Here is a 24741-nt window from a genome sequence, read left to right on the forward strand (position 1 = left end):
AAATTCGAATGGGATGACTGCTGTTCGGCCGTTGACTGTTCGGCCGTTGACTGCTCGCTGTTGACGGGTCGGCCGACGCGGTGGCGGCGCGAACGACGCCGCTCTATCGATTCCCGAGTCCCGGGTCCCGGGTCCCGTCATGCAACCCCGCCAGCCGCAGCTGGAACAGCACCTTGGTCACCAGCAGCCGCTCCTCGATCGGCTTGAGCACCAGGTCGTTGGCGCCCTCGCGCAGCAGCGCGGACTGGTTGTCGGGGTTGGCGTCGCCGGTCATCACCAGTACCGGCAGGCGGCGCTTGCCGTAGCCGAACTCGTGGCGGATCGCGTGCAGCAGGTCGTGCCCGTCGAGGTCGCCCTTGAGGTACACGTCGGTCAGCGCCAGGTCGACGCCGGGCGCATCGTCGTTGCCGGCGTGTGCGCGCAGGAACTCCAGCGCGTCCTCCACGCTGGACACGTGGGTCACCCGCATCTGCTGGGCCTGCAGCATGCGCGTGGTGGCGATGGCGACGGTGCGGCTGTCCTCGACGTACAGCACGTGCGCGTCGGGAATCGGCTGCGGATGCACGTAGCCGCGAATGAACGCAGCCAGCGCCTGGTGGCCGTCGGCCTTGTCGAAATAGTCGGTGACGTCCTCGGAAAAGCTGCGCGCCTCCAGTCGCGACTGCGCGTCGCCCGAGACCACGATCACCGGCACGTAGCGCTGGCCCGCGGCCGCGCGCACCGTGCGCGCCAGTTGCAGGCCGTCGCCGTCGGGCAATACCAGCGAGGTGGTGACCAGGTCCACTTCGGCCGCCTGCAGCGCCTGCCCGGCCTCGGCCAGGCCGCTGCAGCCGACGACGTCCACGTGCGCCAGCTCCTTGCGCAGCACGTCGCCGATCAGGCGCCGCACCAGCTTCGAGCCGTCGACGACCATGATCCGCGGCGCGTCGCTGGCGACGTGGCGCAGGTCGTGGCTGCGCTTGTTCATGTGTCGGTCGGCCGCGTCTGGCGTAGGTAGTGGCCGGTGACGACGCCGGCGCCGAGCCAGCCCAGCACCGTGGCGCCGGCCAGCACCGCCAGCGCGACCGGCGGGTTGAAGCCGGTCAGTTCGAAGCGGCTGCCGTAGCTGGCCGCCAGCTGCGCCAGCGGTTCGCGCAGCGCGTGGCCGGCGGCGGCGAGCAGGCCGATCGCCAGCGCGCCGGCGCCGATGCCGTACCACGCGCCCAGGTACAGGAACGGGCGGCGGATGAAGCCGTCGGTGGCGCCGAGCAGCTGCAGCACGGCGATTTCCTCGCGCCGCGACTGGATGTCCAGGCGCACCGTGTTGCCCACGACCAGCAGCGCGCCGAGACCGAGCAGGAACGCCAGCACCCACGCCACGCGCCCGCCGAAGCGCAGCCAGCCGTCCAGGCGCTCGCGCCACTGGCTGTCGTGCTGCACCAGTTCGGCCTCGGGCAGCTGCGCCAGGCCCGATGCCAGCATCGCCTCGTCGCCGCTCGGGGTGAGGATGACGACCCACGGCAGCGGGTTGTCGCCGGCGGCGTCGATCGCCTCGGCCGGGATGCCCTTCTCGCGCAGCGACTGCAGGCCCTGCGCTGGCGTGCGCAGGGTGACCTTGCCCACGCCATGGCGCGCGCGCAGTTCCTCGGCCAGCGCCTTCGCGCGCGCCTCGCCGACGTCCTGCTTGAGGAACACGCTGATCTCGCGCGACTGCTGCACGCTGCCGGAAAAACGGTCGACGTTGCCCAGCACCAGCCACAGCCCCAGCGGCAGCGCCAGCGCCACCGCCATCACGCCGATCGTCAGTGCGGTCGCCCACGGCTTGCCGAGCACGCGGCCGAGGCTGGCGACCAGGCTGTAGACGTGGTGGTCGAACCAGGTGCCGACGCCCGAGTGCTGCGCACGCCGCGCCGCATGCGCAGGCCGGACCTCCGCGTCGCCGGCCGGGGCGGTCGTGGGCTCATTCATCGGCCAGGTCCTCCGGCGAGATGTCGTCGGCCAGGGTGCCGTGGTCGAGCACCAGCACGCGCTTCTTCATGCGCTTGACCAGGCCCAGGTCGTGGCTGGCGACGAGGACGCTGGTGCCGCGCTCCGGCAAGGAGGCGAACAGCGCCATGATCTCGGCGGCCAGCGTCGGGTCGAGGTTGCCGGTGGGTTCGTCGGCCACCAGCAGGCGCGGCTCGCCGACCACGGCGCGGGCGATGCCGATGCGCTGCTGCTCGCCGGCCGACAGCTGGGTGGGCAGCGCGCGCTCGCGGTCGCCCAGGCCCAGGCGCTCAAGCACGCTGCGCACGCGGCGGCCGATCTCGCCGCGCTTCATCCCGCGCAGGATCAGCGGCAGGGCAACGTTGTCGAACACGCTGCGATCGGTGAGCAGGCGGTGGTCCTGGAACACCACGCCCACCTCGCGCCGGTGCAGCGCCACGCGCCGGCCGCGCACCTTCATCAGGTTGCGCTCGCCGAACAGCACCGCGCCGCGGCTGGGCCGCTCGGACAGGTGGATCAGCTTGAGCAGCGTGCTCTTGCCCGCGCCCGAGTGGCCGGTGACGAACAGCATCTCGCCGGCGCCGACCTCGAAGCTCACCTCCGCCAGCGCGGCGCGGCCGCCCGGGTACTGCTTGCTGACGTTGTCGAAGCGCAGGACGCTCATTGAAAGGCCGGGAATGGGAGTCGGGAATGCAGAACCGGAAGGCTAAAGCTTCCCGGCCCGATCTGCCATCGTCATTCCGGGCCTTGCGGATCAGGTTGCGCCAGGACGCAACCCGCGCGCGGGATGCCGGGAAACGGAAGCAATCCCGGCCCTTCCGGGTCCCGGGCTCCGAGTTCCGGGTCCCGGCTCCTCAGTGCTGCGTCCGCGGCCCCCGCGTGACCAGCTTCTTCAGGCCGCTGCCGATGCGCGAGATCAGCGAGGACGGCTTGTCGGTCGCGGTCGATGCGGCCTGCGGCGCCGGCTTGCCGGACGCGCGTGCGGGCCGGGCCTTGATTTCGCGCGGGCCGGATGCCGGGCGGGCGCCGGTGCCGTTGGGGTTGCTCGCACCGTTCGCGGCGGGCTTGCCGCCGGCACCGTTTGCGCCGGCCGCCTGCGGCGGGTTCGCCTCGGCGCCCTCGATGCTGCGGCCGCGCCTGCGGCGACGGCGCTTGCGCGGCGGGCGCGCGGGTTCTTCGCCAACGCCGACCGGCGCTTCGGCCGCGCGTGCGGCCTGCGGCCGGGCCGGCGCGGCTGCGGCGGCGTCGCCGGCTTCTTCCTTCCTGCGGCGCGGCGGCCTCGGGCCGCGTTCGCCGCGGCTTTCGCCGCCGGCGCCACGCCCGCCGCCGCCACTGCCGCGGCCGCCTGACGCCTTGCGCGGGCCACCGCGGCGCGCGTCCTCGGCGACGCGCTGCTCGCGCGCCTCGCGAAAGATCTCGCTGACGCTCTCGCCCTCGGCGGCCTGCGCTTCCACGCCTTCGCGCGGCTTGCGCGGCAGCGCGACCAGCAGGTCCTCGGTGACCGGCTCGGACGGGATCTTCTGGTCGATGTAGGCCTCGATGTCCGGCAGGCCCATCGCGTAGCGTTCGCAGGCGAAGCTGATCGCGTCGCCCTCGGCGCCCAGCCGCGCGGTGCGGCCGATGCGGTGCACGTAATCCTCGGCGTCGAACGGCAGGTCGTAGTTGTAGACGTACTGCACGCCGTCGATGTGCAGGCCGCGCGCGGCCACGTCGGTGGCCACCAGGATCTCGAGCTGGCCGGCCTGGAACTTCTTCAACAGCGACTCGCGCTTCTTCTGCGGCACGTCGCCGGAGAGCACGCCGACGCGGTAGCCGGCGCGCTCCAGCGCGCGCGCGACGCGTTCGACGAACACCTTGGTGTTGACGAAGATCATCGTCCGCGCGCCCTCGCTGCGCGACAGCAGGCCCAGCAGCAGCGGCAGCTTTTCCTCGTCGGCCGGGTAGTACAGCTTCTGGCGCACGCGCGCGGCGGTGATCGTCTCGGTTTCGACGACGATCTTCTCCGGCTCGTTCATGTGCTCGTAGGCCAGCTCCAGCACGCGGTGGCTGAGCGTGGCCGAGTACAGCAGCGTCTGGCGCTCGGTGCGCGCCGGCATGCGCCGCAGCAGGAAGCGGATGTCCTTGATGAAGCCCAGGTCGAACATGCGGTCGGCCTCGTCCAGCACGCACACCTCGCAGGCGTGCAGGCTGACCACCTTGTGCTGCTTGACGTAGTCGATCAGGCGGCCGGGCGTGGCGATGATGACGTCAGCGCCTTCCTGCAGCATCTGGCGCTGCTTGTCGTAGTCGACGCCGCCGTAGACCAGTGCGAACTTCAGGCCCAGCTCGGAGCCGAACTTCACCGCGTCCTTGTGGATCTGGATCGCAAGCTCCCGGGTTGGCGCCAGGATCAGCGCGCGCGGGTCCTCGGGCTTGCGGTCGGCGAGCGCGGGCTTGGTCAGCAGGCGGTTCACCACCGTGACCAGGAAGGCCAGGGTCTTGCCGGTGCCGGTCTGGGCCTGGCCGGCGACGTCGCCGCCCGGCAGCGCGACCGGCAGGGTCAGCGCCTGGATCGGCGTGCAGCGGGTGAAGCCTGCGGATTCGAGCCCGGCCAGCAGCGCCGGATGCAGCTCAAAGGAAGAGAAGGTGATGTCGGTAAGGGGCTTGTCGCTCATGCGTTCATATAGGTCCGCGCGGCGGTGCGCGCTTGCGTGGAATGCGGTGGCCGCGCAGACTGCCGGCACCGGAAGGAAAGTCGAATCGCGGCCCGGAGCGGACCCCGCGCGGGTCCCGGAAACTCCCTGGAGCGCCTTGGAACGCCCTTGGAATTGGTCGCGAATCGCCCCAGTTTAGCAGTTAACCGCCGCCGCCATGGCCCCCGGGCCCGGCCGCGGCCAAGATTTGGTCCCATTCAGGAGAACTCCGTGAGCGACAAGGTCATCCACGCCACCGACGCCGATTTCGACAGCACCGTCCTGCAGTCGTCCGAACCCGTGCTGGTCGATTTCTGGGCCGAATGGTGCGGCCCCTGCAAGATGATCGCCCCGGCGCTCGACGAACTGGCCGAGACCTACGACGGCAAGGTCCGGATCGCCAAGGTCAACGTCGACCAGAACCGCGGCACGGCGATGAAGTACCACGTGCGCTCGATCCCGATGCTGCTGCTGTTCAAGGACGGCCAGGTCCAGGCGACCCAGATCGGCGCCGTGGGCAAGGCGCAGCTGGCGCAGATGATCGACAAGGCGCTCTGAATCGACTTTCCGGCCACTGAAGGTTGGCGGTGGGGAGTGGCCGTGGCCGCTTCGCCCGCCTGAACCGCACCGTGTCGGCCCCGTGGCCCGTGCCGACACCGCTTGCCGCAGCGCCCGCGCGGTGCTAGTTTCACCAATGACCCGGCGTGATTCTTGCCTGCTCCAGGCCCGCCGCACCCGTCTGAAGACCCCACTCTACCCATCCCGCCCGCCCTCTGCGGGCGCTCGCAGCTAGCGAGGAATTCGCACTTGTCCGACAACACCCCCGATTCCGGCGACACCGCCGAGAAGCGCGTGCGCAAGCCGCGCGTGACCAAGGCCGCCAAGGCCGCAAAGACCGGGGAAGCCGCGGCCGCGCCGCCGGCTCCCGCCGCACCCGCGGCCCCGCCCGCCGCGCCCGAACCCGCCGCGCAGCCGCAGGCCGCCTCCGGCGACTCGCAGCAGTCGCAGCAGAACGACGCCGGCGAGCCGCGCCAGCAGGGCGGCAACAACGCCGGCAACCGCCAGGGCAACAACAACCGCCGCGACCGCTTCCGCAACCGCCGCGACCGCAGCCGCGGCCGCGACGACGGCCTGCCGCGCGACGACAACGCCGCCGACCAGGGCCAGCGCCTGCCGCCGCCGAGCATCCCCGAGGGCTTCCCGCAGTATTCGCTGGGCGACCTCAAGCGGATGCCGGCGCAGAAGCTGCTCGACATCGCCGACCAGCTCGGCATCTCCGAAAGCGTCGCCCGCGCGCGCAAGCAGGACGTGATCTTCGCCCTGCTCAAGGTGCTCACCCGCACCAGCGAGGGCGTGCAGGCCGACGGCGTGCTGGAGATCCTGCCCGACGGCTTCGGCTTCCTGCGCGCGGCCGAAGCCAGCTACCTGGCCGGCCCGGACGACACCTACATCTCGCCCAGCCAGATCCGCCGCTTCAACCTGCGCACCGGCGACCACCTCTCCGGCCGCATCCGCTGGCCCAAGGACGGCGAGCGCTACTTCGCGCTGAACGTGGTCGACACCATCAACGGCGAGCCGCTGGAAGCGTCGAAGAACAAGGTCCTGTTCGAAAACCTGACCCCGCTGTTCCCGCGCCGGCGCTTCAAGCTCGAGCGCGGCGACGGTTCGTCCGAGGACATCGCCGGCCGCATCCTCGACCTGATGGCCCCGCAGGGCAAGGGCCAGCGCGCCCTGATCGTGTCGCCGCCGAAGGCGGGCAAGACGATCATGATGCAGCAGATCGCCACCGCCATCACCACCAACCATCCCGACGTGCACATGATCGTGCTGCTCATCGACGAGCGGCCCGAGGAAGTCACCGAGATGCAGCGCACCGTGCGCGGCGAAGTGATCAGTTCCACCTTCGACGAGCCGGCCGCGCGCCACGTGCAGGTCGCCGAGATGGTGATCGAGCGCGCCAAGCGCCTGGTCGAGCACAAGAAGGACGTGGTCATCTTGCTCGACTCGATCACCCGTCTGGCCCGCGCCTACAACAACGTGGTGCCCAGCTCCGGCAAGGTGCTGACCGGCGGCGTCGATGCCAACGCCATGCACCGCCCGAAGCGCTTCTTCGGCGCCGCGCGCAACGTCGAGGAAGGCGGCTCGCTGACCATCATCGCCACCGCGCTGGTGGACACCGGCAGCGCGATGGACAAGGTGATCTACGAGGAGTTCAAGGGCACGGGCAACTCCGAGATCCACCTCGACCGCCGCATCACCGAGAAGCGCGTGTACCCGGCGATCAACGTCAACCAGTCGGGCACCCGCCGCGAGGACCTGCTGATCGAGCCGGAACTGCTGCAGAAGATCTGGATCCTGCGCAAGCTGCTGCACCCAATGGACGAGATCGCGGCGATGGAATTCCTGCTCGACAAGATGAAGAGCACGAAGTCCAACGACGAGTTCTTTGCGTCGATGAAGCGCTGAGGCGGGGGTTCCCCCGCCCCAATGTGGTAGGAGCGGCTTCAGCCGCGAGCTTTTGAATGACACCGCGACTTTGGGAAAAAGCTCGCGGCTGAAGCCGCTCCTACAGGAATCGAAGGCCCCGCTCCGGCGGGGCTTTTGCATTGCCGGCGGGCCTCAGCCGATCCGCTCGAACGAGAACAGCCGCGCCAGCGGATGCCGGCGCCGCTCGATCCGCGCCCGCAACAGGCCGGCACCGAGCATGCTGTAGGTGATCCCGTTGCCGCCGTAGGCCATGGCGAAGTGCACGCGCGGGCCGTGCTGCGGGTGCGGGCCGAAGAACGGCAGGCCGTCCACGGTCTCGGCGAAGGTGCCGGCCCAGGCGAAGGTCGGCTGCAGCGGCAGCTCCGGGAACAGCTTCTGTACTTTCTTCATCAATACGTGCGCCTTGCGGTCCACCCGCCCGTCGCGCCGCGCGGGAATGTCGATCGCGTCGTCCTCGCCGCCGATCAGCAGGCGGCCGTCGTCGGTGGCGCGCAGGTACAGGTACGGGCGTGCGGTCTCCCACAGCATCGTGTCGCGCAGCGGGCCGAGCACGGCGGCGTCGACCGGATCGGTGACGAAGGCGTAGCTGCTGCGGTTGCGCGCCACGCGCTGCCGCAGCCACTGCTGGCTGGCGTAGCCGGCGGCGAGGACGAGGTGCTTCGCGCGCACGAGGTGGCCTTCCACGGTGCGCAGCGCCACGCTCCGGGGCGCGACCTCGATCGTCTCGACGCGGTTGCGGTCGAACACGCCCACGCCCTGCCGCTGCAGCCGTGCGAACAGGCCGTAGGCCATGCGGTAGGGATCGACCGCGGCCGCGGGCCGGTTGAGGATGGCGGCTGGCGCCTCGAACCCGTAGCGCGCGCGCACCGCGCCGGCAGGCAGCCATTCGACGTCCAGACCGTGGCGCAGGCGCAATGCGCACTCCGCCTCCATGTCGCGGACATCGCGGCGCCGGCTGGCGAAGTACAGGCTGTCCATGCGCCTGAACCCGGTTCCGCGCAGTTGCCCGGCCAGCCGCCCGAGCATCGGGATCGCCTCGGCGCAGGAACGATAGGCAAGCACCGCCGCCTCCTCGCCAAGGCGCCTGGCCAGTTCGACCATCGGGGTGTCGATCTCGTACTGCAGCAGCGCCGTGCTCGCCGCGGTGCTGCCCCAGGCGATGTCGCGCTGCTCCAGCACCGCCACGTCATGACCGTGCCGCGCGAGCTCGTCGGCAATGAGCGCACCGGTGATGCCGCCGCCGAGCACGGCGACATCGCAGCGCAGGTCGCCCTGCAGGGGCGGGAATGCGCGCAGCAGGCCGTTGCGCACCGCCCACCACGGATAACCGCTCTTGAGATCCATGCCGCCGCGTTCTTCTGAAAACCGCATGGCGCCATCTTCCGCGTGGCGACGGCGTGAGCGCGTGTTGCGGGCACCGGGGCGCCGCGAGGGCGCGGCGCAGGAAATGCAGGAACGGAAAGCCGCGCGATGCGCGGCTTTCCCGCGGGCTTCAGCCCTGCAGCGACGTCAGCAGGACCAGGCCGGTACCCACCATCTGGACCGCTCCATCGGCAAGCGCGTCGGTGGTGTCGGCGTCGTCCAGCCAGGGCGCGCGCCGGGACGGTCCGGGCAGGTACGCCACCCATTGGCCGTAATCGGTCTTCCCTTCGCCGAGACTGAAGCTGACGGGGACGCGTACCGACCAGAACGGCTGGCCGGCCAGCTTTCCGGTGGTGGGGGGCACGAAGGTCCAGCGCCGCGCCGCATTGGCCGCCGCGTCACCCAGCCTCTTGCGGAACTGCTTCATCTGCGGCTTGCTGGAATACACGGTGAGGTTGACGCGCTCGACGACGACATCCTCGACCTTGCCGTCACGCCCGATCTTGAGCACGAGGTAGGCCGTGCCCTGGGCGCCGGCGACGACGAGGTCGTGGGGATACCGCGGCGGAGACATGTTCCTGTGCCGGATCCCGTCCGTTTCCTGCGCGTCGCCCTCGCCGAAGGAGGACCCGACGATGGACACCTGGAAACTGTCGTCACCCACGGGCTTGGCCAGCATCCGCAGGCTCATCTTCGCTCGCGCCGGCACCGCCTTGCCGTCGACCAGCACCGGCTTGAAGCGCCAGTCCGGCACCCACTTCGCGATGCTCGAAAGCACGTAGGCGGGCACCTTGTCCTCGTGGTCGATCGCGTAGCCGGTCACCTTGCCCTCGGCATCAACGCTGATCTGGCCGGTCAGCACCATGCTGGCCTCGGCCTGCTTGATCACGCGCTGGGGCGTCGCCATGGCCACGGCGGCCGTCGCCAGCAGCAAGATGGCGAACAGTCCCTTCGGAATCCAGGTTCCCTTCATCGGTCGATCTCCACTCCTGTTGGAAACGGCAGGTTAGCGAGGCAGGTCGCGCCGGCGCAAATCCGCACACGGCCGCCAAACGGCGACGATGCATAATCGGCGCGGAGGTGCGCATGCACGGAAGTGGTCTCGAACTGGCGCTGGTGTTCCTGCTGGCCGCGGTCATCGCGGTGCCTGTGTTCAAGAAGCTCGGCCTGGGCGCGGTGCTGGCGTATCTGGCGGCGGGGGTGGTGCTGGGGCCGGACGGACTCGGACTGGTGCGCGACACCGACCGCATCCTCGACGCGGCCGAGATCGGCGTGGTGATGCTGCTGTTCGTGATCGGGCTGGAGCTGTCGCCGGCGCGGCTGCGGGTGATGCGGCGGCCGGTGTTCGTCTCCGGCGGGCTGCAGGTGCTGCTCAGCGCGCTGGCGCTGGGCGCGATCGCCTACGCCGCGCACCTGCACTGGAAGAGCGCGCTGGTGGTGGGACTGGGCCTGGCGCTGTCCTCCACCGCGGTCGGCCTGCAGCTGCTGGGCGAACGCAAGGAGCTGACCACCGACTACGGCCGGCTGGCGTTCGCGATCCTGTTGTTCCAGGACCTCGCGGCGATCCCGCTGCTGGCGGCGATCCCGCTGCTGGGCGGCGCCAAGGATCAGACCCTGACCTGGGCGATCGCGCTGCAGGCGCTGGGCGCGGTTGCGCTGGTGGTGGTCGGCGGACGCTATCTGCTGCGCTACGTGTTCCGCGTGGTCGCGCGCACGCGAATGCCGGAGGTGTTCACCGCCACCGCGCTGTTCGCGGTGCTGGGGTCGGCGTGGTTCATGCAGGGCGCGGGCCTGAGCGCGGGCCTGGGCGCGTTCATCGCCGGCGTGCTTCTGGCCGACTCGGAGTTCCGGCACGAGCTCGAATCGCAGATCCAGCCGTTCGAAGGCCTGCTGCTGGGGCTGTTCTTCATCGCCGTGGGCATGGGCATCGACCTCGACCGCGTGGTTGCCGAGCCGCTGCTGATCGCCGGCGGCGTGCTGGCGCTGCTGCTGGTGAAGTTCTCGATCCTGTTCGTCGTCGGCCGGCTGTGGCCGGGGCGGCTGCCGCCGCGCGAGGCGATGGCGCTGGGCGGGGTGCTGTGGCTGGGCGGCGAGTTCGCGTTCGTGGTGTTCAACGAGGCCATGCGCGTGCGCCTGATCGACTCGGTGGCGCACGACCGGCTGGTGGCGATGGTGGGCGTGTCGATGGCGCTGACGCCGCTGCTGCTGATCGGCATCACCCGGCTGCTGCGGGAAATGCCGGCGCGCGCGGCCTCGGCGCCGCGGCCGGACTTCGACGACATCGCCGACCACCAGCCCAAGGTGCTGGTCGCGGGCATGGGCCGCTTCGGCCAGATCGTCGCGCGGCTGCTGGTGGCGCAGCGGATCCCGTTCGTCGCGCTGGAGCACAACCTGGACACGGTCGAGGGCCTGCGCCGGCTCGGCAACGAGCTGTACTACGGCGACCCGACGCGGCCGGACCTGCTGCGCGCGGCCGGCGGCGAGCGCATTCAGGTGTTCGTGATGGCGATGGACAACCCGGAGACCAACACCAAGGCGGTGCGCCTGGTGCGGCGCATGTATCCCAACGCCAAGGTCTTCGCCCGCGCGCGCGACCGCCAGCACGCGTGGCGGCTGATGGACCTGGGCGCGACGGTGTTCCGCGAGCTGTTCGGTTCGAGCCTGAAGATGGGCGAGGAAGTACTGGTCGCGCTGGGCATGCCGCCGGAGCAGGCCGGCGAGCACGCCGGGCGCTTCCGCGAGCACGACAACAACCTGCTGCGCGCGCAGCACCTGGTCTACGACGACGACGTCGCCCTGCGCCAGACCTCGCGCGAGTCACGGGTGGAGCTGATGCAGCTGTTCGCCGCCGATTCCAGCGGCTCGGACGATCCGGAACAGGTGCCGTCGCCGCAGCCGCACAAGTCGGGCGGCTGACCGGCCGACACACGCGTGGGAGCGGCTGAAGCCGCTCCTGCAGGCATGCGCTAGCTGCGATCGCGCAGGAACCGCGCCATCGACACCCCCGACTGCAGCGGCGCGAACTCGGCAGCGACGTCGACGAAGCCGCGCATCACCGCGATCTCGCGTGGGGTGCGGTTGAGCGCGTCGCGCAGGTCCGGGTCGCAGCCGGCGCGCAGCAGGCGCTGGGTCATGCGCAGCTGGCCGTGCAGCGCGGCCAGGTGCAGCGGACCGAAGCCGCGCGGGTCCTGCGCGTCGAGGCTGACCTCTTCGTCGAGCAGGTGGTCGAGGCCGGCCATCACCACGTCCTCGTCGCAGGCGGTGCCCGGTTCGGCGCGCGCGCCCAGCAGCAGCAGCAGCGGGGTCACGCCGCTGGCAGCCGCGGTGTCGGCATCGGCGCCGGCCAGCAGCAGGGTGTCGAACAGGGCCAGCAGGCGCGCGCGGTCGCGGCAGGTGAAGCCGTACAGCGCCGCGCAGTGCAGCGGGGTCAGGCCCTGCGCGTCGGCGGCCTGCACGTTGGCGCCGGCGGTGAGCAGGCGGGCGCACAGGTCGGGCAGGCCGAGCGCGGCGGCCAGCATCAGCACGGTGACGTCGCCGGGCAGGCGCTGTTCGAGCGTGGCGCCGGCGGCGAGCAGGCGTTCGACGATCTCGCCCTGGCGCATGCTCACCGCCGCCGACAGCGGGGTCGCGCCGGTGTGCGCGGCCTGCTGCGGGTCGGCGCCGCGGTCGAGCAGCAGGTCGACGGTGCCGGTGTGGCCGCCGCCGGCCGCGCGCAGCAGTGCACTGCAGCCCTGCGTGTCGACCGTATCCACCGGCAGCCCGAGGTCGAGCAGGCGCCGCACGGCGTCGGTATCGCCGACGATGGCGGCGGCGGGCACGTCGGTGTCGCGCAGCGCGCGCCCCGGCAGCGGCCAGCCGCGCCAGTCGAGCCAGTCGGCCAGGTCGCGGCGGCCGCCCGACAGCGCCACGCCCAGCGGAGTCTGGCCGTCTGCGGCGCGCACCGCCGGCGAGGCGCCCTTGCGCACCAGCAGTTTCAGCGCGGACTCGCGCGCGAGCGCCGCGCACAGGTGCAGCGCGGTCATGCCGTGGGCGTCGCGCGCGTCGAGATCGACGCCGCAGTCGACCAGCCGTTCGATCAGGCGCATCCAGCCCAGGCGCACGGCGAGTGCCAGCGGCGGATCGCCGTCGGGCGAGGCGGCGAAGGGGTCGGCGCCGCGGTCGAGCAGGTCCAGCGCGCACTGCTCCAGCGCGCGCCCGGCCTGGTCGCCGGCCGCGCAGGCACCGAGGAAACGCGCCAGGCCGCCGGCGCCCGCGGGCGAGGCGCCACGGCGCAGCAGCAGCTGCAGCGCCGGCAGCGCCGCGTGGCCGCGCGCGAGCAGCGCGAACACGGGCGTGTCGCCGTCGCCATCGCGCGCGTCCGGATCGGCGCCGCGGTCGAGCAGCCATTCGATGCGCGGCAGCGAGAGAGGCGCCTCGTCGTCGAGCAGCAGGCCGCCCAGCTCGCGCGGCGAGAGCAGCGACAGCAGCCGCTCGTGGCCCTCGAAACGGTCCTCCGCCAGCGCGTCGCGCAGCAGCGCCAGCGGCGCGCGATCCGGCAGCGGGGTATCGCCGGCATCGGCGGACACCGTGGACGGCAGCGGGTAATCGGGATCGAGCACGGCCACCAGCGACCAGCGCCCGGCCGCGGCGGCGTGGTCGATCGCGCGCTTGCCGTCGGCGTCGGTGCGGCCGGCATCGACGCCGAGTTCCAGCAGCCGCCGCACCAGCGCCGAGGACACCACCTCCGCGCGGCAGGCCAGCAGCAGGGCGTCGCGGCCCTCGCCGTCGACGGCGGTGGCATCCGCGCGCGCGGCGACCAGCGCTTCCAGCGCGGCCAGGTGGCCCCCGCGCGCGGCTTCGAGCAGCGGCGTGCGGCCGGCGGCGTCGCGCGCGTTGGCATCGGCGCCGGCGTCGACCAGCACCGTGACGATCTCGGCGTGGCCGGCGAAAGCGGCCTGGTGCAGTGCGCCGCGGCCTTCGCGGTCGCGAGCGTCCGCCTTGGCCTTGTGCTTGAGCAGCAGGGCGACGCCGGCCGGATCATCCTCGTCGCCGCCGGCGGCGGCGAGCAGCGCCGGCGTCGCCTCGGCGGGCTCCGGATGGGCGCCACGTTCGAGCAGGAAGCGCGCCAGCCGCCAGTTGCCGGCGGCGCAGGCCACGCCCAGCGGGGTCAGGCCGTCGTGGTTGAGCGCGGTCATCTCCGCGGCGGCGTCGCGCAGCAGCGCGGCCACGCCCGGGTCGGAGCTGCGCGCGGCGTGGTGCAGCGGGGTATTGCCGTCGGCGTCGGTCGCGCGGGAGTCGGCGCCGTTGGCGAGCAGGGTCATCACCGCTTCGGGGCGGCCGTGCCAGCTGTCCCGGGTCGCTGCCAGCAGCGGGGTCATGCCGTGGTGGGCGGCGTTGACGTCGACGCCGCGTTCGATCAGCGCGCGCAACAGGCGCAGGTCCGGCAGCACCGCGGCCAGCACCGGCAGGCTGCGCTGGTCGCGCTCGCCCTCGGCCGGCAGTGCGTGCGGGTCGGCGCCGGCGTCGAGCAGTTCCAGCGCGCGTTCGACGCGGCCGCGGCGCGCGGCGTCATGCAGCTGCGCCGACAGGTCGCCTTCGAATTCCGCCGGCTGCGCGGCCTCGATGCCGTCGACGCGGCCTTCCATCTCCACCACCGGCATCGGCGCCGGCAGCTGTTCCGGCGCCGGCATCCGCTGCAGGGCGACGTGCAGCGCCGGCCAGGCCAGCACCGCCAGCGCCGCCAGCGCCCAGTGCGCGCCCGTCGGCAGCAGGCCCGGCCACGCCTGCAGCAGCACCATCGCCAGCAGCACGGCCACGCCGGCAGCCGCGGCCACGCCGCGCCAGCCGCTGGTGTCGGCGTCGCCAAGCGACTGCCAATGGCGCGCCAGCGGCCCGCCCTCGTGCTCGACCGCCCGCCACAGCGGCCAGGTCCGCCACAGCCCGATCACGCAGATGCCGGCCACCGTGCTCAGCGCCAGCGCCGCGCCCAGGCCGCCGCTTTCGCGCAGCGCCGACAGCGGCCAGGCCACCAGCGCGGCGGCGACCAGCAGTCCGCCGCCCCACAGGCCGGCCAGCGCCAGCGCATCGGACTGCAGGCGCTTGCGGTCCGGCGCCGCGTCGCCGCGTTGCCAGCGCAGGCCCAGCGCGAAGGCCGGCTGCGCCAGCCAGCCCCCCAGCACCGCGGCCACGCCGCCGAACCCGGTCGCGGCCGCCAGCAGCACGCCCGTGGCCAGCGCGATCACCGCACGACGGCGCTGCAGCATGGCGGCCAGCTCAGGCATCAGTCCCCCAGTCATCGCTCATCGGGTCGGGCGCCAGCGACGGCGGCAGCTGCAGGTGGAAGCCACGGGCGGCGAGGTTTTCGCGCACCGTCGCCGGATCCTCGCGGGCCAGCCTGCGGTCCCCGGTCAGGGCCACGTCGAGCACGAACTGCAGCGGCTCCAGCTGCGCGCGCAGCGATTCGGGCAGGCGCCCGAAGTCTTCGCGCGCAGCCAGGTAGACGTAGGTATCGGCCTTGCGCAGGCTCTTGTAGACGTAGGCGTGCATCAGGCCGGGGATCGGGACAGCGGGAATGGACGAAAAATCACCGCAAAAGCTTACCCGCTTTTGGGTTTTACGATTCCCGATTCCCCATTCCCGATTCCCGTCTCTCAGTGATACCCCGAATCCGCCTCCACCTTGCCGCGGAAGATCGAGTACGACCACCACGTGTAGCCTAGGATCGCCGGCAGCAGGATGACGATGCCGACCAGCAGGAACACCTGCGTCGACGGCGGCGAGGCCGCGTCCCAGATCGACAGCGACGGCGGCACGATGTTGGGCCAGATGCCCAGCACCAGCCCGGCGAAGCCCAGCGCGAAGAAGCACAGCGTGAGCACGAACGGCGCCGCGTCGCGGCCTTCATGCATCGCCGCGCGCCACAGCGCGAACGCGTTGGCCAGCGCCAGCAGCGGCACCGGCGCCAGCCACCAGAAATTGCCGCTTTCGAACCAGCGCGCCATGATCCGCGAGTCCAGAAACGGCAGCCACGCGCTCACCAGCCCCATGAACGCCACCACCACCAGCACCAGCGGCCGGGTCAGCGTGCGCGCGGTCTTCTGCGTCGCCCCGGCGGTCTTCATGATCAGCCAGCACGAGCCCAGCAGCGCGTAGCCGAACACCACCGCCACGCCGGTGAGCATCGAGAACGGGCTGAACCAGCCGAACGCCCCGCCCAGGTACTTGCCGTCGGTCAGCGGCATGCCCTCGACCAGCGCGCCAAGGATCACGCCCTGCATGGCCGCGGCCAGGATCGAGCCGAGCCCGAACGCCGCGCCCCAGAACCGCTTCGCGCGCGTGGCCTTGAAGCGGAACTCGAACGCCACCCCACGGAAGATCAGCGCGATCAGCATCAGCAGCACCGGCAGGTACAGCGCCGACAGCACCAGCCCGTAGGCTTTCGGGAAGGCCGCCAGCAGCGCGGTGCCGCCGAGCACCAGCCAGGTTTCGTTGCCGTCCCAGATGGGCGCGGCGGTGTTCATCATGTGGTCGAGCTGTGCCTCGTCCTCGGCGAACGGCGCGAGGATCCCGAGCCCGAGCACGAAGCCGTCGAGCAGCACGTACATCAGCACACCGAAGCCGATCACGCCGAACCAGACCACCGGCAGCACGAGTTCGAGGGTCATGGCGCACCTCCCTGCGAGGCGGCCGCATCGCCTTCGCCGTCGCCCACCGACAGCGGCCGCGCGGCGGTCTTGTCGCCGCCGGCGTGCTCGGGCGGGGTTTCGTCGGGATGCGGGCCGCGACGGATCATCTTCAGCAGGTACCAGATGCCGGCGCCGAAGATCACCGCGTATGCGCTTGCGTAGATGAGCAGCGACGACATCACCGCCGCGGCAGTGAGGTTGGGACTGACCGCCTCGCTGGTGCGCAGCAGCCCGTAGACCACGTAGGGCTGGCGGCCGATCTCGACCACGTACCAGCCCGCGAGCAGCGCGACGAAACCGGCCGGGCTGAGCAGCCGCCAGCCCTGCCACAGCCAGCGCGCGCGGCCGGATTCGTCGAACATCCAGCCGCGCCACCACGCCCACAGCGAGGCCAGCACCAGCAGCAGCATCAGCACGCCCAGCCCGACCATCACCCGGAACGCCCAGAACACCGGCGCCACGGGCGGGCGCTCGTCGGCGGGCACCGCGGTCAGCGGCTGGATCGTGCCATCCCAGCTGTGGGTCAGGATCACGCTGCCCAGCCGCGGCACCGCGATCTCGTAACGGTTGCGTTCGCCGTCCTGGTCGGGCAGCGCGAACAGCACCAGCGGCACGCCCTTGCCGGCCTCGCCTTCGTGCCAGTGCGCCTCCATCGCCGCCAGCTTTACCGGCTGGTGCTTGCCCACGTTCAACCCGTGCAGGTCGCCGGCCAGGATCTGCAGCGGCACCGCGATCGCCGCGAACGCCACCGCCATCTTCAACCCGCGCTTGCCGGCCGCGAAGTGGTCGCCACGCACCAGGTACCACGCGCTGACCCCGCCGATCACGAAGCAGGTGGTGATGAACGCCGCCAGCACCATGTGCGCGAGCCGGTACGGGAACGACGGGTTGAAGATCACCGCCCACCAGCTGGTCGGCTCGAACATGCCGTCGACGATCGCGTAGCCCTGCGGCGTCTGCATCCAGCTGTTGGCCGAGATGATCCAGAACGTGGACAACAGCGTGCCCAGCGCCACCATGCAGGTGGAGAAGAAATGCACCTTGTGCGAGACGCGCTTCCAGCCGAACAGCATCACGCCCAGGAACGTGGCCTCGAGGAAGAACGCGGTGAGCACCTCGTAGCTCAGCAATGGCCCGAGGATGTTGCCGGCCCGCTCGCTGAGCACTGCCCAGTTGGTGCCGAACTGGAAGCTCATGACGATCCCCGTCACCACGCCCATGCCGAACGACACCGCGAAGATCTTCAGCCAGAAGAAGTACAGGTCGCGCCACAGCGATTCGCGCGTGCGCAGCCAGCGCCATTCGACGAAGGCCAGCCAGTGTGCGAGGCCGATGGTGAACGCGGGAAACAGGATGTGGAACGAGATCACGAAGCCGAACTGGATCCGTGACAGCAGGAGTGCATCCACGTTGCGCCACTCCGCGGCGTGGGGGAATCGCCGCCGCGCGTATTGTGCGCCGGTGCCACAGGGGACGCAAAAGCCCGAACCCCCTCGTTTCGTGCAGGAGCGGCTTCAGCCGCGAGCTTTTGTTTCCTGCCGGACAACGGGAAGTTTCCCGTTCGGCACGAACATTTCGCAGCCGAAGCTGCTCCCACGGGTCCCGGGAAGACCCATGACCCGTGGCCCATGCGCGGCGCGCGGCGCCTGCTAGGCTTTGCGGGATTTTCCCGCGGAACACACAGATGCGTCCCCTGCTCTCCTGCCTTGCCCTGCTCCCGCTCGCCGGCGCGTTCGCCGGCGCCGTCCACGCGCAGCCCGCGCAGCCGCTGACGCTGGAACAGGTGATGGCCGATCCGGACTGGATCGGTTCGGGCGTCGACCGCGCGTGGTGGTCGTGGGACGGCGCGCACGCCTACTACCTGCGCAAGCGCGACGGCAGCGACATCCGCGATACGTATTCGCAGGCGGTCGGGTCGGCCCCCGCGCAGGCCGCGCGGCTGGACGGCGCGGCGCTGGCCGGCATCGACGGCGCGCGCCAGGTCGTCGACCCGACGCGCGCGCGCATGGCCTTCGTGCGCAACGGCGACATCTTCGTGCGCGACCTGTCCAGCGGCGCACTGACCCAGCTCACCCGCACCGACGCCGCCGAATCGCGCCCGCAGTGGGGCAGCGACGGCGCGCTGGTCTGGCGCGCCGGCAACGACTGGTTCCGCTGGACCGCCGCGAACGGCACCGCGCAGGCGACGCTGCTCAAGGCCGACGACGATCCGGACAAGGCCTCCGACCCGGAAGGCCTGCGCGCCCGCCAGTTCGACATGTTGCGCACCCTGCGCGACGACCGCGCGCGCCGCGACGCGGTACGCGAGCAGAACGAACAGTGGCGCCGCGCCGATCCCACCCGCGCACCCGCGCCTGCATACCTGGGCAAGGACGTCGACATCGTCGACAGCGCGCTCTCGCCCAACGGCCGCTGGCTCATCGCGGTGACGCAGGAGAAGGACGCCGACGGCGGCCAGGCCGGCAAGCTGCCGAACTACGCCACCGAATCGGGCTACGAGGAGTTCGAGGAAGCGCGCACCCGCGTCGGCCACAACGCGCCGCTGGCACAGAAGGTGTGGCTGGTCGACGTCGCCAACGCCGGCGTGCGCGAGCTGGCGTACGACGCGCTGCCCGGCATCGCCGACGACCCGCTTGCGGCGCTGCGCAAGGCCGCGGGCAAGGATCCGCTGAAGGGCAACCGCGACGTACGCATCGAAACCGACGCCGACGGCAGCGGCCCGGCCATCCACTGGAGCAGCGATGGCCACAACGTCGCGATGCTGGTGCGCGCGGTCGACAACAAGGACCGCTGGATCGCCACCGTCGACCTCGCCAACGCGCAGCTGCAGTCGCGCCACCACCTGCACGACGACGCCTGGATCAACTGGAGCTTCAACGATTTCGGATGGATGCCCGACAACCGCACGCTGTGGCTGCTGTCGGAGCAATCGGGTTATTCGCACCTGTACCTGGCCGACGGCAACGGCAAGGCGCGTGCGCTGACCTCGGGCGAGTGGGAGGTCTCGCAGCCGGCGCTGTCGCCGGACGGGCGCACGTTCTACTTCACCTGCAACCGCCAGTGGCCGGGCGACTACGAGGTCTGCAGCGTACCGGCCGCGGGCGGCGAGGTGCGCGAGCTGACCGCGCTCGACGGCGTCGAAGGCTTCGAACTCTCGCCGCGCGGCGACCGCCTGCTGGTCGCGCACTCGCGCAGCTACCTGCCGACCCAGCTGGCCGTGGCCAATGCCGACGGCAGCGGCCTGCGCGAACTCACCGACACCCGCAAGCCGGCGTTCAAGGCGATCGACTGGATCGAGCCCGAATACGTGCAGGTGCCGTCGAAACACGGCGCCGGCACCATCTGGGGCAAGTACTACGGGCCCAAGCAGATGGAGCCGGGCCGCAGGCATCCGGTGGTGATGTTCGTGCACGGCGCCGGCTACCTGCAGAACGTCAGCGCGCGCTACCCGACCTACTTCCGCGAGCAGATGTTCCACAACCTGCTGGTGCAGCAGGGCTACATCGTGCTCGACCTCGACTACCGCGCCAGCGAAGGCTACGGCCGCGACTGGCGCACCGCGATCTACCGGCAGATGGGCTATCCGGAGCTCGAGGACTACCGCGACGGGCTGGACTGGATCGTCGACAACAAACAGGGCGACCGCGACCACGCCGGCATCTACGGCGGCAGCTACGGCGGCTTCATGACCTTCATGGCGCTGTTCCGCGCGCCGGGCGTGTTCAAGGCCGGCGCCGCGCTGCGCCCGGTGTCGGACTGGTCGCAGTACAACCACGAGTACACGTCCAACATCCTCAACACCCCGGACATCGACCCCACGGCCTATGCGAAGTCCTCGCCGATCGAGTACGCCGACGGCCTGCAGGACCACCTGCTGATCGCGCACGGCATGATCGACGACAACGTGTTCTTCAAGGACTCGGTGATGATGACCCAGCGCCTGATCGAACTGCACAAGGACAAGTGGTCGATCGCCCCGTATCCGATGGAACGCCACGGCTTCGTGCATCCGGACGCGTGGTACGACGAGTACCGGCGGATCTTCGAGCTGTTCGAGGCAACGCTGAAATAGGCATGTCGACGAATTCCGCAATCGCGGCGTCGGGGCTTGCGACGACGCTCGCCATCGCCGTGACCGCCGGCGTGGCCTACGCCTTGCCTGCCGATCGCACGCACGTCACGGCACCGACGGTGTTCGCGCCAGGCGTGGTCTCGGGACCGGCGCACGATTCGGCACCGGCGTTCACGCCCGATGGCGCAACGCTCTACTTCCAGCGCAGCAGCAGCGAAGGCGCCACGATCCTGGAGACGCATCGCGAGGGCGAGGGCTGGTCACAGCCGCGGGTAGCGCCGTTTTCCGGCACGTGGAGCGACCTGGAACCATCGCTGTCACCGGACGGGCGCTTCCTGGTGTTCATCTCGAACCGCCCCGCACAGCCCGGCGGCGCGCTGCTGGACGGCGACTACAACGGCCAGCACCACGCCGGCCACGGCGGCAACCTGTGGCGGGTCGACCGCGAAGGCGACGGCTGGGGCACGCCGTGGCGGCTGCCCGACGCGGTCAACGGCAGCAACGCCACCTTCGCCACCAGCGTGGTGGCCGACGGCAGCGTCCATTTCATGCATCCGTCCGGTGACACCGGCAAGTTCCACCTGTACCGCTCGCAGTATCGCGACGGTACCTACATGGCACCCGAACCGCTGCCCTTCAGCAGCAGCGACGCGTTCAGCGACGTCGACCCCGCGGTCGCGGCGGACGAGTCGTTCATGGTGTTCGGCTCGGGCCGTGAACCGGCCCGCGGCATGGACCTGTTCATCGTCCTGCGCGAGGGCGGTCACTGGGGTACGCCGCAGCACATGGGCGACGTGGTGAACGCCGCAGGCTCGGACGCCGAACCGCGCCTGGGCCCGGACGGCTGCACGCTGTACTTCAGCAGCGAACGCACCGTGCCGATCCACTATCCGCGCGACCCCGCCCAGGCCGCACGCGACCTGGATCGCATCCAGTCCTGGGACAACGGCCAGTACAACATCTGGCGCACTTCGCTTGCGCCGTGGGTCCCCGCCTGCCGCGGCGCCGCTCCGCGCTGACGCGCGCAGCGGCGGGTCACACGCTCGCCAGCCGAATCTTCTCGGGCCGGTACAGGTCGTCCTCGACGTGCACGAAGCGCCGGACCGTTTCCAGCGGCATGCCGTACACGTGCAGCGAGACCGCAGTTTCGCGGTTGCCGGCGTTGCGGCAGGCATGCAGGTCGTGCGGCGGCAGCAGGCCGATCACGCTGCCGTCGACCAGCGCGTGGTGGCCGCTCGGCCGCAGCGCCGTCAACGCGCGGTTGCGCCGGGCGATGTCGTAGTCGACCACCTCCAGCTGTCCGCGCAACACCGCCTCCACGCCCCAGGTATCGGCGTGGTCGTGCACGGAACTGCCCTGGCCGGGGCCCCAGGTGATCGCCAGCACCTGGTAGCCGTGCCGCGGCGAACGGTACAACTCGCGCCGCACATGGCCGGCCGGGTCCGGCTGCAGGAGTTCGGGTGGCAGCGCACCGGCCATCGGCAGCAGCCCCTGCATCCCGGAAACGAGGTTCGCGACGATCCGGCGCGGCTCGCGTGCGCGCATTGCCGCGTCGGCGAGGACGATCACGTCCTCCAGCAGGGGAAACGAAGCGACGCGCAGCGCGCCGGCTGGTTCGGTCGTCATGGCAGTGGTCCCCGTGAAAGTCGCTGCGACGATAGCCCGCGCTTGCGTTCGCAGTGCCCTAACGATTCGTTACGCGGGCGTTATGGAGCACGCCACCCATGGAACGCAGCGCGCGTGTGCATGGGATGCCCGGCGTTGACGCGCGATCCATGCGGCCAACTCCCCCGATCCGGCTCGCGGTACCTACCAGCCTGCGGCCCTTCACCCGCGCCGCCCTCGCAGCCGTCGACGGCGCCCGCTTCGTGGGAGGCGACCGGCGCGGCGCGAACGATGCGTCGACAACACGTTCAGGCGGCCTGCCCAAAGCTGGCGCCGACCGGAAACAGGAATCCACGATGACTGCACGACGCAACATCACACACGCGTTCGCGGCCGCGCTCACCGCCACGCTGGCAATCGCGGGCTGCACGCCCGCGGCCGGGGATGCCACGCAAGCCGCCAATGCGGACGCCGCGCCCGCGGCGGCCCCGCAACCGGTCACCGCCGCGCCAACGCAGCCGCCGACCACCAACGTCGAGTCGGCCGGCACCATCGCCGTGGACGGAGCGCTGACGCCCGAAACGCTGGACAGCGGCAACGCCTGGGCCGGGCAGCCCCCGGCGAACACCGGCATGGCGGAAATCCGCGAACGGCTGCGCCGCCTGCACGAAGATACGCAGGCGGAAATGGCGCGCATCGATGCCAACTCGCCCGGCGACGCGGCTCCCGCACCCGACGCCCCGGCAGCGCCTGCCGGGCTGCCACCGCTGCCGCCGGCCAACGTGACCATCACCGGCACCACCCTGGTGGTGAAGGATCCGGTGCTGGCGCGCGACGCGGTCAGCCAGGTCCGCAACGCGTTCGTGCTGGCCTCGGGCTGCCGGACGATCGATGGCATCCACGCCACGCCGGGCAAGGCGACCGGGCCGTTCAACACCAACGCGCAGGGGCGGCTGGTCTCGGGCAGCTTCACCGAGCTGTGGAAGGTGTCCGGCTGCGGCGCCAGCCGGCTGGTCGACCTGCTGCTGCGACCCACGCCGGACGGCGGCGTCGACATCGCCACCAGCGTGCGCCGCGACTGACCGCGATCAATTGGCGCGGCGGGGCCGCCGCCTACAATGCGGCCCATGGAAGACATCGACCGCGTCCGCGACTACCTCACCGGCCTGCAGGACCGCATCTGCACGGCGATCGAACACGCCGACGGCAGTGCGCGCTTCGTCGAGGACAGCTGGGCACGAGACGAAGGCGGCGGCGGCCGCACCCGCGTCCTGCGCGAGGGCACGGTGTTCGAGCAGGCCGGGATCGGCTTCTCCGACGTCTCCGGCACGAAGCTGCCGCCCTCGGCGACCGCCGCGCGGCCGGAACTGGCCGGCGCCTCCTGGCGCGCGGTGGGCGTGTCGCTGGTGTTCCACCCGCGCAATCCGCACGTGCCGACCACGCACGCCAACGTGCGCCATTTCCGTGCGGTGCGCGACGGCGAAACCGTGGCCTGGTGGTTCGGCGGCGGCTTCGACCTGACCCCGTTCTATCCGGTCGACGCCGACGTGCTGCACTGGCACCGCACCGCGCGCGACCTGTGCGCGCCGTTCGGCGACGACCGCTACGCCGCACACAAGCGCTGGTGCGACGACTACTTTTTCCTCAAGCACCGCGGCGAGACGCGCGGCGTGGGCGGGCTGTTCTTCGACGACCTGCACACGGACTTCGACAGCGACTTCGGCTATCTGCGCGCGGTCGGCGACGGCTTCCTCGACGCCTACCTGCCGATCGTCGAGCGCCGCCGCGACGCGGCGTACGGCGAGCGCGAGCGTGCGTTCCAGCTCTATCGCCGCGGTCGCTACGTCGAGTTCAACCTGCTCTGGGACCGCGGCACCCTGTTCGGCATCCAGTCGGGCGGCCGCAGCGAATCGATCCTGATGAGCCTGCCGCCGCTGGTGCGCTGGGAGTACGGCTACCAGCCGGGCCCCGACAGCCCGGAGGCGCGCCTGCAGGACTACCTGCGCCCGCGCGACTGGCTGACCGAACTGTCCGACTGACGCGGCTCACCGCCGACCGGTCACCACGCTGATCTTGCCGTCCTTCTCCAGCACCGCCAGGCGCACGTCGCCAACGGCCACGCAGTCGGCGTTGCGCATCGCCTCCTGCAGGTCGTCGATGCTGAGGTTGGAACGGTCCAGCGCTTCGCCGTAGATGTGGCCGTTGCGCGCCAGCACCACCGGCCGTCCCTCCACCAGCCGTTCGATCGCCTGGCTGCGCGAGGTCACCCGCCCCACCAGCATGTTCCAGCCCAGCAGCGTGAACACCAGGATGATCCCGCCGCCCAGCGACTGGTCGCCGGCGATCATCGAGCCTTGCATCGCGTCGCCCAGCAGCACCAGCACCAGCAGGTCGAAGGGCGTGAACTGGCCGACGGTGCGCTTGCCCGACAGCCGCAGCAGGAACAGCAGCACGAAGTACACGACCGTGCCGCGCAGGACGATCTCCCACCACGGGATCGAAAGTTCGAACAGTTCGGACATGGCGCCTCCTCCGGTATCGGCGGCACCGTAGCCGGCGCAAGGGGAAGGCGGCGTCACGCTCCCGCTGCAACGCCGGGCGGGGCATGGCGGGGATTCTTCCCTCAACCGTCGGAAAAGGCGCGCTGGAGACGGACGAGGCGTCGGGTGCGCCCCCCTGGAGGCCGCGCCTCCTCAATTTCGCCTCCAAGGGCCTGCGCACCCGGCACTCCGATCTTCGCGGCGATCCACAAGCGCCGGCCCAGGCGCTTCGCTTTTGCCTTTGGGCGAGCCTGCGATCCGACGGCCCGGCCATGCCGGGCCCGTCAGATAACGGCGAGCTGTGCGGGCAGATACCAGACGCCCAACGAGCCATACGAACAGGCATAAAAAAGGTTCTTCTCCCAACGGAGGGG

General features: G+C 71.1%; 19 protein-coding genes. 7 read left to right on the top strand and 12 right to left on the bottom strand.

The window, feature by feature from the left end; all coding sequences use genetic code 11:
- Positions 1-103 precede the first annotated feature (103 nt).
- The 4 genes from ABD679_RS01935 to rhlB form a co-directional block, all read right to left on the bottom strand.
- Positions 104-967, bottom strand: a complete 864-nt coding sequence (locus ABD679_RS01935) for a response regulator (protein ID WP_344758257.1) — start codon at positions 965-967, stop codon at positions 104-106.
- Positions 964-1947 (bottom strand): permease-like cell division protein FtsX, encoded by a 984-nt coding sequence (ftsX, locus tag ABD679_RS01940; protein WP_344758258.1) that lies wholly within the window; start codon positions 1945-1947, stop codon positions 964-966. Before ftsX ends, ABD679_RS01935 begins: the two co-directional genes overlap by 4 nt.
- A complete protein-coding gene (gene ftsE / locus ABD679_RS01945) occupies positions 1940-2629 on the bottom strand; it encodes a cell division ATP-binding protein FtsE (protein ID WP_344758259.1) in 690 nt (229 codons plus the stop codon). The genes ftsX and ftsE overlap by 8 nt, the downstream gene beginning before the upstream one ends.
- Before the next feature lie 190 nt (positions 2630-2819).
- On the bottom strand, positions 2820-4619 hold the full coding sequence (gene rhlB, locus ABD679_RS01950) for an ATP-dependent RNA helicase RhlB (protein ID WP_344758260.1): 1800 nt from the start codon (positions 4617-4619) through the stop codon (positions 2820-2822).
- Positions 4620-4868: 249 nt separating this feature from the next.
- Here rhlB and trxA point away from each other — a divergent pair, with 249 nt between their 5' ends.
- Together trxA and rho are read left to right on the top strand one after the other, a co-directional pair.
- Positions 4869-5195: a thioredoxin TrxA gene (gene trxA, locus ABD679_RS01955; protein WP_344758261.1), complete on the top strand. Its 327-nt coding sequence runs from the start codon at positions 4869-4871 to the stop codon at positions 5193-5195.
- A 249-nt stretch (positions 5196-5444) separates the two neighbouring features.
- Positions 5445-7103, top strand: a complete 1659-nt coding sequence (rho, locus tag ABD679_RS01960; protein WP_344758262.1) for a transcription termination factor Rho — start codon at positions 5445-5447, stop codon at positions 7101-7103.
- A gap of 153 nt (positions 7104-7256) precedes the next feature.
- Here the strand turns inward: rho and ABD679_RS01965 are convergent, their stop codons facing one another.
- Both ABD679_RS01965 and ABD679_RS01970 read right to left on the bottom strand, forming a co-directional pair.
- The gene (locus ABD679_RS01965) at positions 7257-8468 is read right to left on the bottom strand and encodes an NAD(P)/FAD-dependent oxidoreductase (RefSeq protein WP_344758282.1); all 1212 of its coding nucleotides are present in this window, start codon (positions 8466-8468) and stop codon (positions 7257-7259) included.
- A 148-nt stretch (positions 8469-8616) separates the two neighbouring features.
- On the bottom strand, positions 8617-9459 hold the full coding sequence (locus ABD679_RS01970; protein WP_344758263.1) for an energy transducer TonB: 843 nt from the start codon (positions 9457-9459) through the stop codon (positions 8617-8619).
- A 113-nt stretch (positions 9460-9572) separates the two neighbouring features.
- Between ABD679_RS01970 and ABD679_RS01975 the strand changes: the two genes are divergently transcribed.
- A complete protein-coding gene (locus ABD679_RS01975) occupies positions 9573-11402 on the top strand; it encodes a monovalent cation:proton antiporter-2 (CPA2) family protein (protein ID WP_344758264.1) in 1830 nt (609 codons plus the stop codon).
- Between the two features lie 50 nt (positions 11403-11452).
- On the opposite strand, the gene ABD679_RS01980 is transcribed toward ABD679_RS01975, so the two are convergent.
- The 4 genes from ABD679_RS01980 to ABD679_RS01995 all read right to left on the bottom strand — a co-directional run bounded on the left by ABD679_RS01980 (position 11453) and on the right by ABD679_RS01995 (position 17559).
- Positions 11453-14746 (bottom strand): ankyrin repeat domain-containing protein, encoded by a 3294-nt coding sequence (locus ABD679_RS01980; RefSeq protein ID WP_344758265.1) that lies wholly within the window; start codon positions 14744-14746, stop codon positions 11453-11455.
- Positions 14739-15011 carry a YcgL domain-containing protein gene (locus ABD679_RS01985; protein WP_344758266.1) on the bottom strand — a complete coding sequence of 91 codons (273 nt, stop codon included), beginning with the start codon at positions 15009-15011 and terminating at the stop codon, positions 14739-14741. The genes ABD679_RS01980 and ABD679_RS01985 overlap by 8 nt, the downstream gene beginning before the upstream one ends.
- A gap of 104 nt (positions 15012-15115) precedes the next feature.
- Complete coding sequence (gene cydB / locus ABD679_RS01990; protein WP_344758267.1) at positions 15116-16129, bottom strand: cytochrome d ubiquinol oxidase subunit II; 1014 nt, start codon at positions 16127-16129, stop codon at positions 15116-15118.
- A complete protein-coding gene (locus ABD679_RS01995; RefSeq protein ID WP_344758268.1) occupies positions 16126-17559 on the bottom strand; it encodes a cytochrome ubiquinol oxidase subunit I in 1434 nt (477 codons plus the stop codon). Before ABD679_RS01995 ends, cydB begins: the two co-directional genes overlap by 4 nt.
- A gap of 275 nt (positions 17560-17834) precedes the next feature.
- Here ABD679_RS01995 and ABD679_RS02000 point away from each other — a divergent pair, with 275 nt between their 5' ends.
- Entirely contained in the window at positions 17835-20222 is a 2388-nt protein-coding gene (locus ABD679_RS02000; protein ID WP_344758269.1) for a S9 family peptidase, read from the top strand.
- 2 nt (positions 20223-20224) lie between these two features.
- Positions 20225-21241, top strand: coding sequence for a TolB-like translocation protein (locus tag ABD679_RS02005; protein ID WP_344758270.1), 1017 nt, complete (start codon positions 20225-20227; stop codon positions 21239-21241).
- A gap of 16 nt (positions 21242-21257) precedes the next feature.
- On the opposite strand, the gene ABD679_RS02010 is transcribed toward ABD679_RS02005, so the two are convergent.
- Positions 21258-21848: a cysteine dioxygenase family protein gene (locus tag ABD679_RS02010; RefSeq protein ID WP_344758271.1), complete on the bottom strand. Its 591-nt coding sequence runs from the start codon at positions 21846-21848 to the stop codon at positions 21258-21260.
- A 335-nt stretch (positions 21849-22183) separates the two neighbouring features.
- Here ABD679_RS02010 and ABD679_RS02015 point away from each other — a divergent pair, with 335 nt between their 5' ends.
- Together ABD679_RS02015 and hemF are read left to right on the top strand one after the other, a co-directional pair.
- Positions 22184-22909 carry a hypothetical protein gene (locus tag ABD679_RS02015; protein WP_344758272.1) on the top strand — a complete coding sequence of 242 codons (726 nt, stop codon included), beginning with the start codon at positions 22184-22186 and terminating at the stop codon, positions 22907-22909.
- A gap of 45 nt (positions 22910-22954) precedes the next feature.
- Positions 22955-23866 (top strand): oxygen-dependent coproporphyrinogen oxidase, encoded by a 912-nt coding sequence (gene hemF, locus ABD679_RS02020; RefSeq protein WP_344758273.1) that lies wholly within the window; start codon positions 22955-22957, stop codon positions 23864-23866.
- A 6-nt stretch (positions 23867-23872) separates the two neighbouring features.
- On the opposite strand, the gene ABD679_RS02025 is transcribed toward hemF, so the two are convergent.
- Positions 23873-24349: a DUF421 domain-containing protein gene (locus ABD679_RS02025; protein ID WP_344758274.1), complete on the bottom strand. Its 477-nt coding sequence runs from the start codon at positions 24347-24349 to the stop codon at positions 23873-23875.
- Between the last annotated feature and the right edge of the window lie 392 nt (positions 24350-24741).

The sequence above is a fragment of the Luteimonas lutimaris genome (assembly GCF_039537065.1).
In the GTDB taxonomy this organism is placed as follows: domain Bacteria; phylum Pseudomonadota; class Gammaproteobacteria; order Xanthomonadales; family Xanthomonadaceae; genus Luteimonas; species Luteimonas lutimaris.

Bases quoted from the DNA above. Each gene is read 5' to 3' on its own strand.
- ABD679_RS01935 (WP_344758257.1), bottom strand. From the start codon at position 967: ATGAACAAGCGCAGCCACGACCTGCGCCACGTCGCCAGCGACGCGCCG.
- ftsX (WP_344758258.1), bottom strand. From the start codon at position 1,947: ATGAATGAGCCCACGACCGCCCCGGCCGGCGACGCGGAGGTCCGGCCT.
- ftsE (WP_344758259.1), bottom strand. From the start codon at position 2,629: ATGAGCGTCCTGCGCTTCGACAACGTCAGCAAGCAGTACCCGGGCGGC.
- rhlB (WP_344758260.1), bottom strand. From the start codon at position 4,619: ATGAGCGACAAGCCCCTTACCGACATCACCTTCTCTTCCTTTGAGCTG.
- ABD679_RS01965 (WP_344758282.1), bottom strand. From the start codon at position 8,468: ATGGATCTCAAGAGCGGTTATCCGTGGTGGGCGGTGCGCAACGGCCTG.
- ABD679_RS01970 (WP_344758263.1), bottom strand. From the start codon at position 9,459: ATGAAGGGAACCTGGATTCCGAAGGGACTGTTCGCCATCTTGCTGCTG.
- ABD679_RS01975 (WP_344758264.1), top strand. From the start codon at position 9,573: ATGCACGGAAGTGGTCTCGAACTGGCGCTGGTGTTCCTGCTGGCCGCG.
- ABD679_RS01980 (WP_344758265.1), bottom strand. From the start codon at position 14,746: ATGCCTGAGCTGGCCGCCATGCTGCAGCGCCGTCGTGCGGTGATCGCG.
- ABD679_RS01985 (WP_344758266.1), bottom strand. From the start codon at position 15,011: ATGCACGCCTACGTCTACAAGAGCCTGCGCAAGGCCGATACCTACGTC.
- cydB (WP_344758267.1), bottom strand. From the start codon at position 16,129: ATGACCCTCGAACTCGTGCTGCCGGTGGTCTGGTTCGGCGTGATCGGC.
- ABD679_RS02000 (WP_344758269.1), top strand. From the start codon at position 17,835: ATGCGTCCCCTGCTCTCCTGCCTTGCCCTGCTCCCGCTCGCCGGCGCG.
- ABD679_RS02005 (WP_344758270.1), top strand. From the start codon at position 20,225: ATGTCGACGAATTCCGCAATCGCGGCGTCGGGGCTTGCGACGACGCTC.
- ABD679_RS02010 (WP_344758271.1), bottom strand. From the start codon at position 21,848: ATGACGACCGAACCAGCCGGCGCGCTGCGCGTCGCTTCGTTTCCCCTG.
- ABD679_RS02015 (WP_344758272.1), top strand. From the start codon at position 22,184: ATGACTGCACGACGCAACATCACACACGCGTTCGCGGCCGCGCTCACC.
- hemF (WP_344758273.1), top strand. From the start codon at position 22,955: ATGGAAGACATCGACCGCGTCCGCGACTACCTCACCGGCCTGCAGGAC.
- ABD679_RS02025 (WP_344758274.1), bottom strand. From the start codon at position 24,349: ATGTCCGAACTGTTCGAACTTTCGATCCCGTGGTGGGAGATCGTCCTG.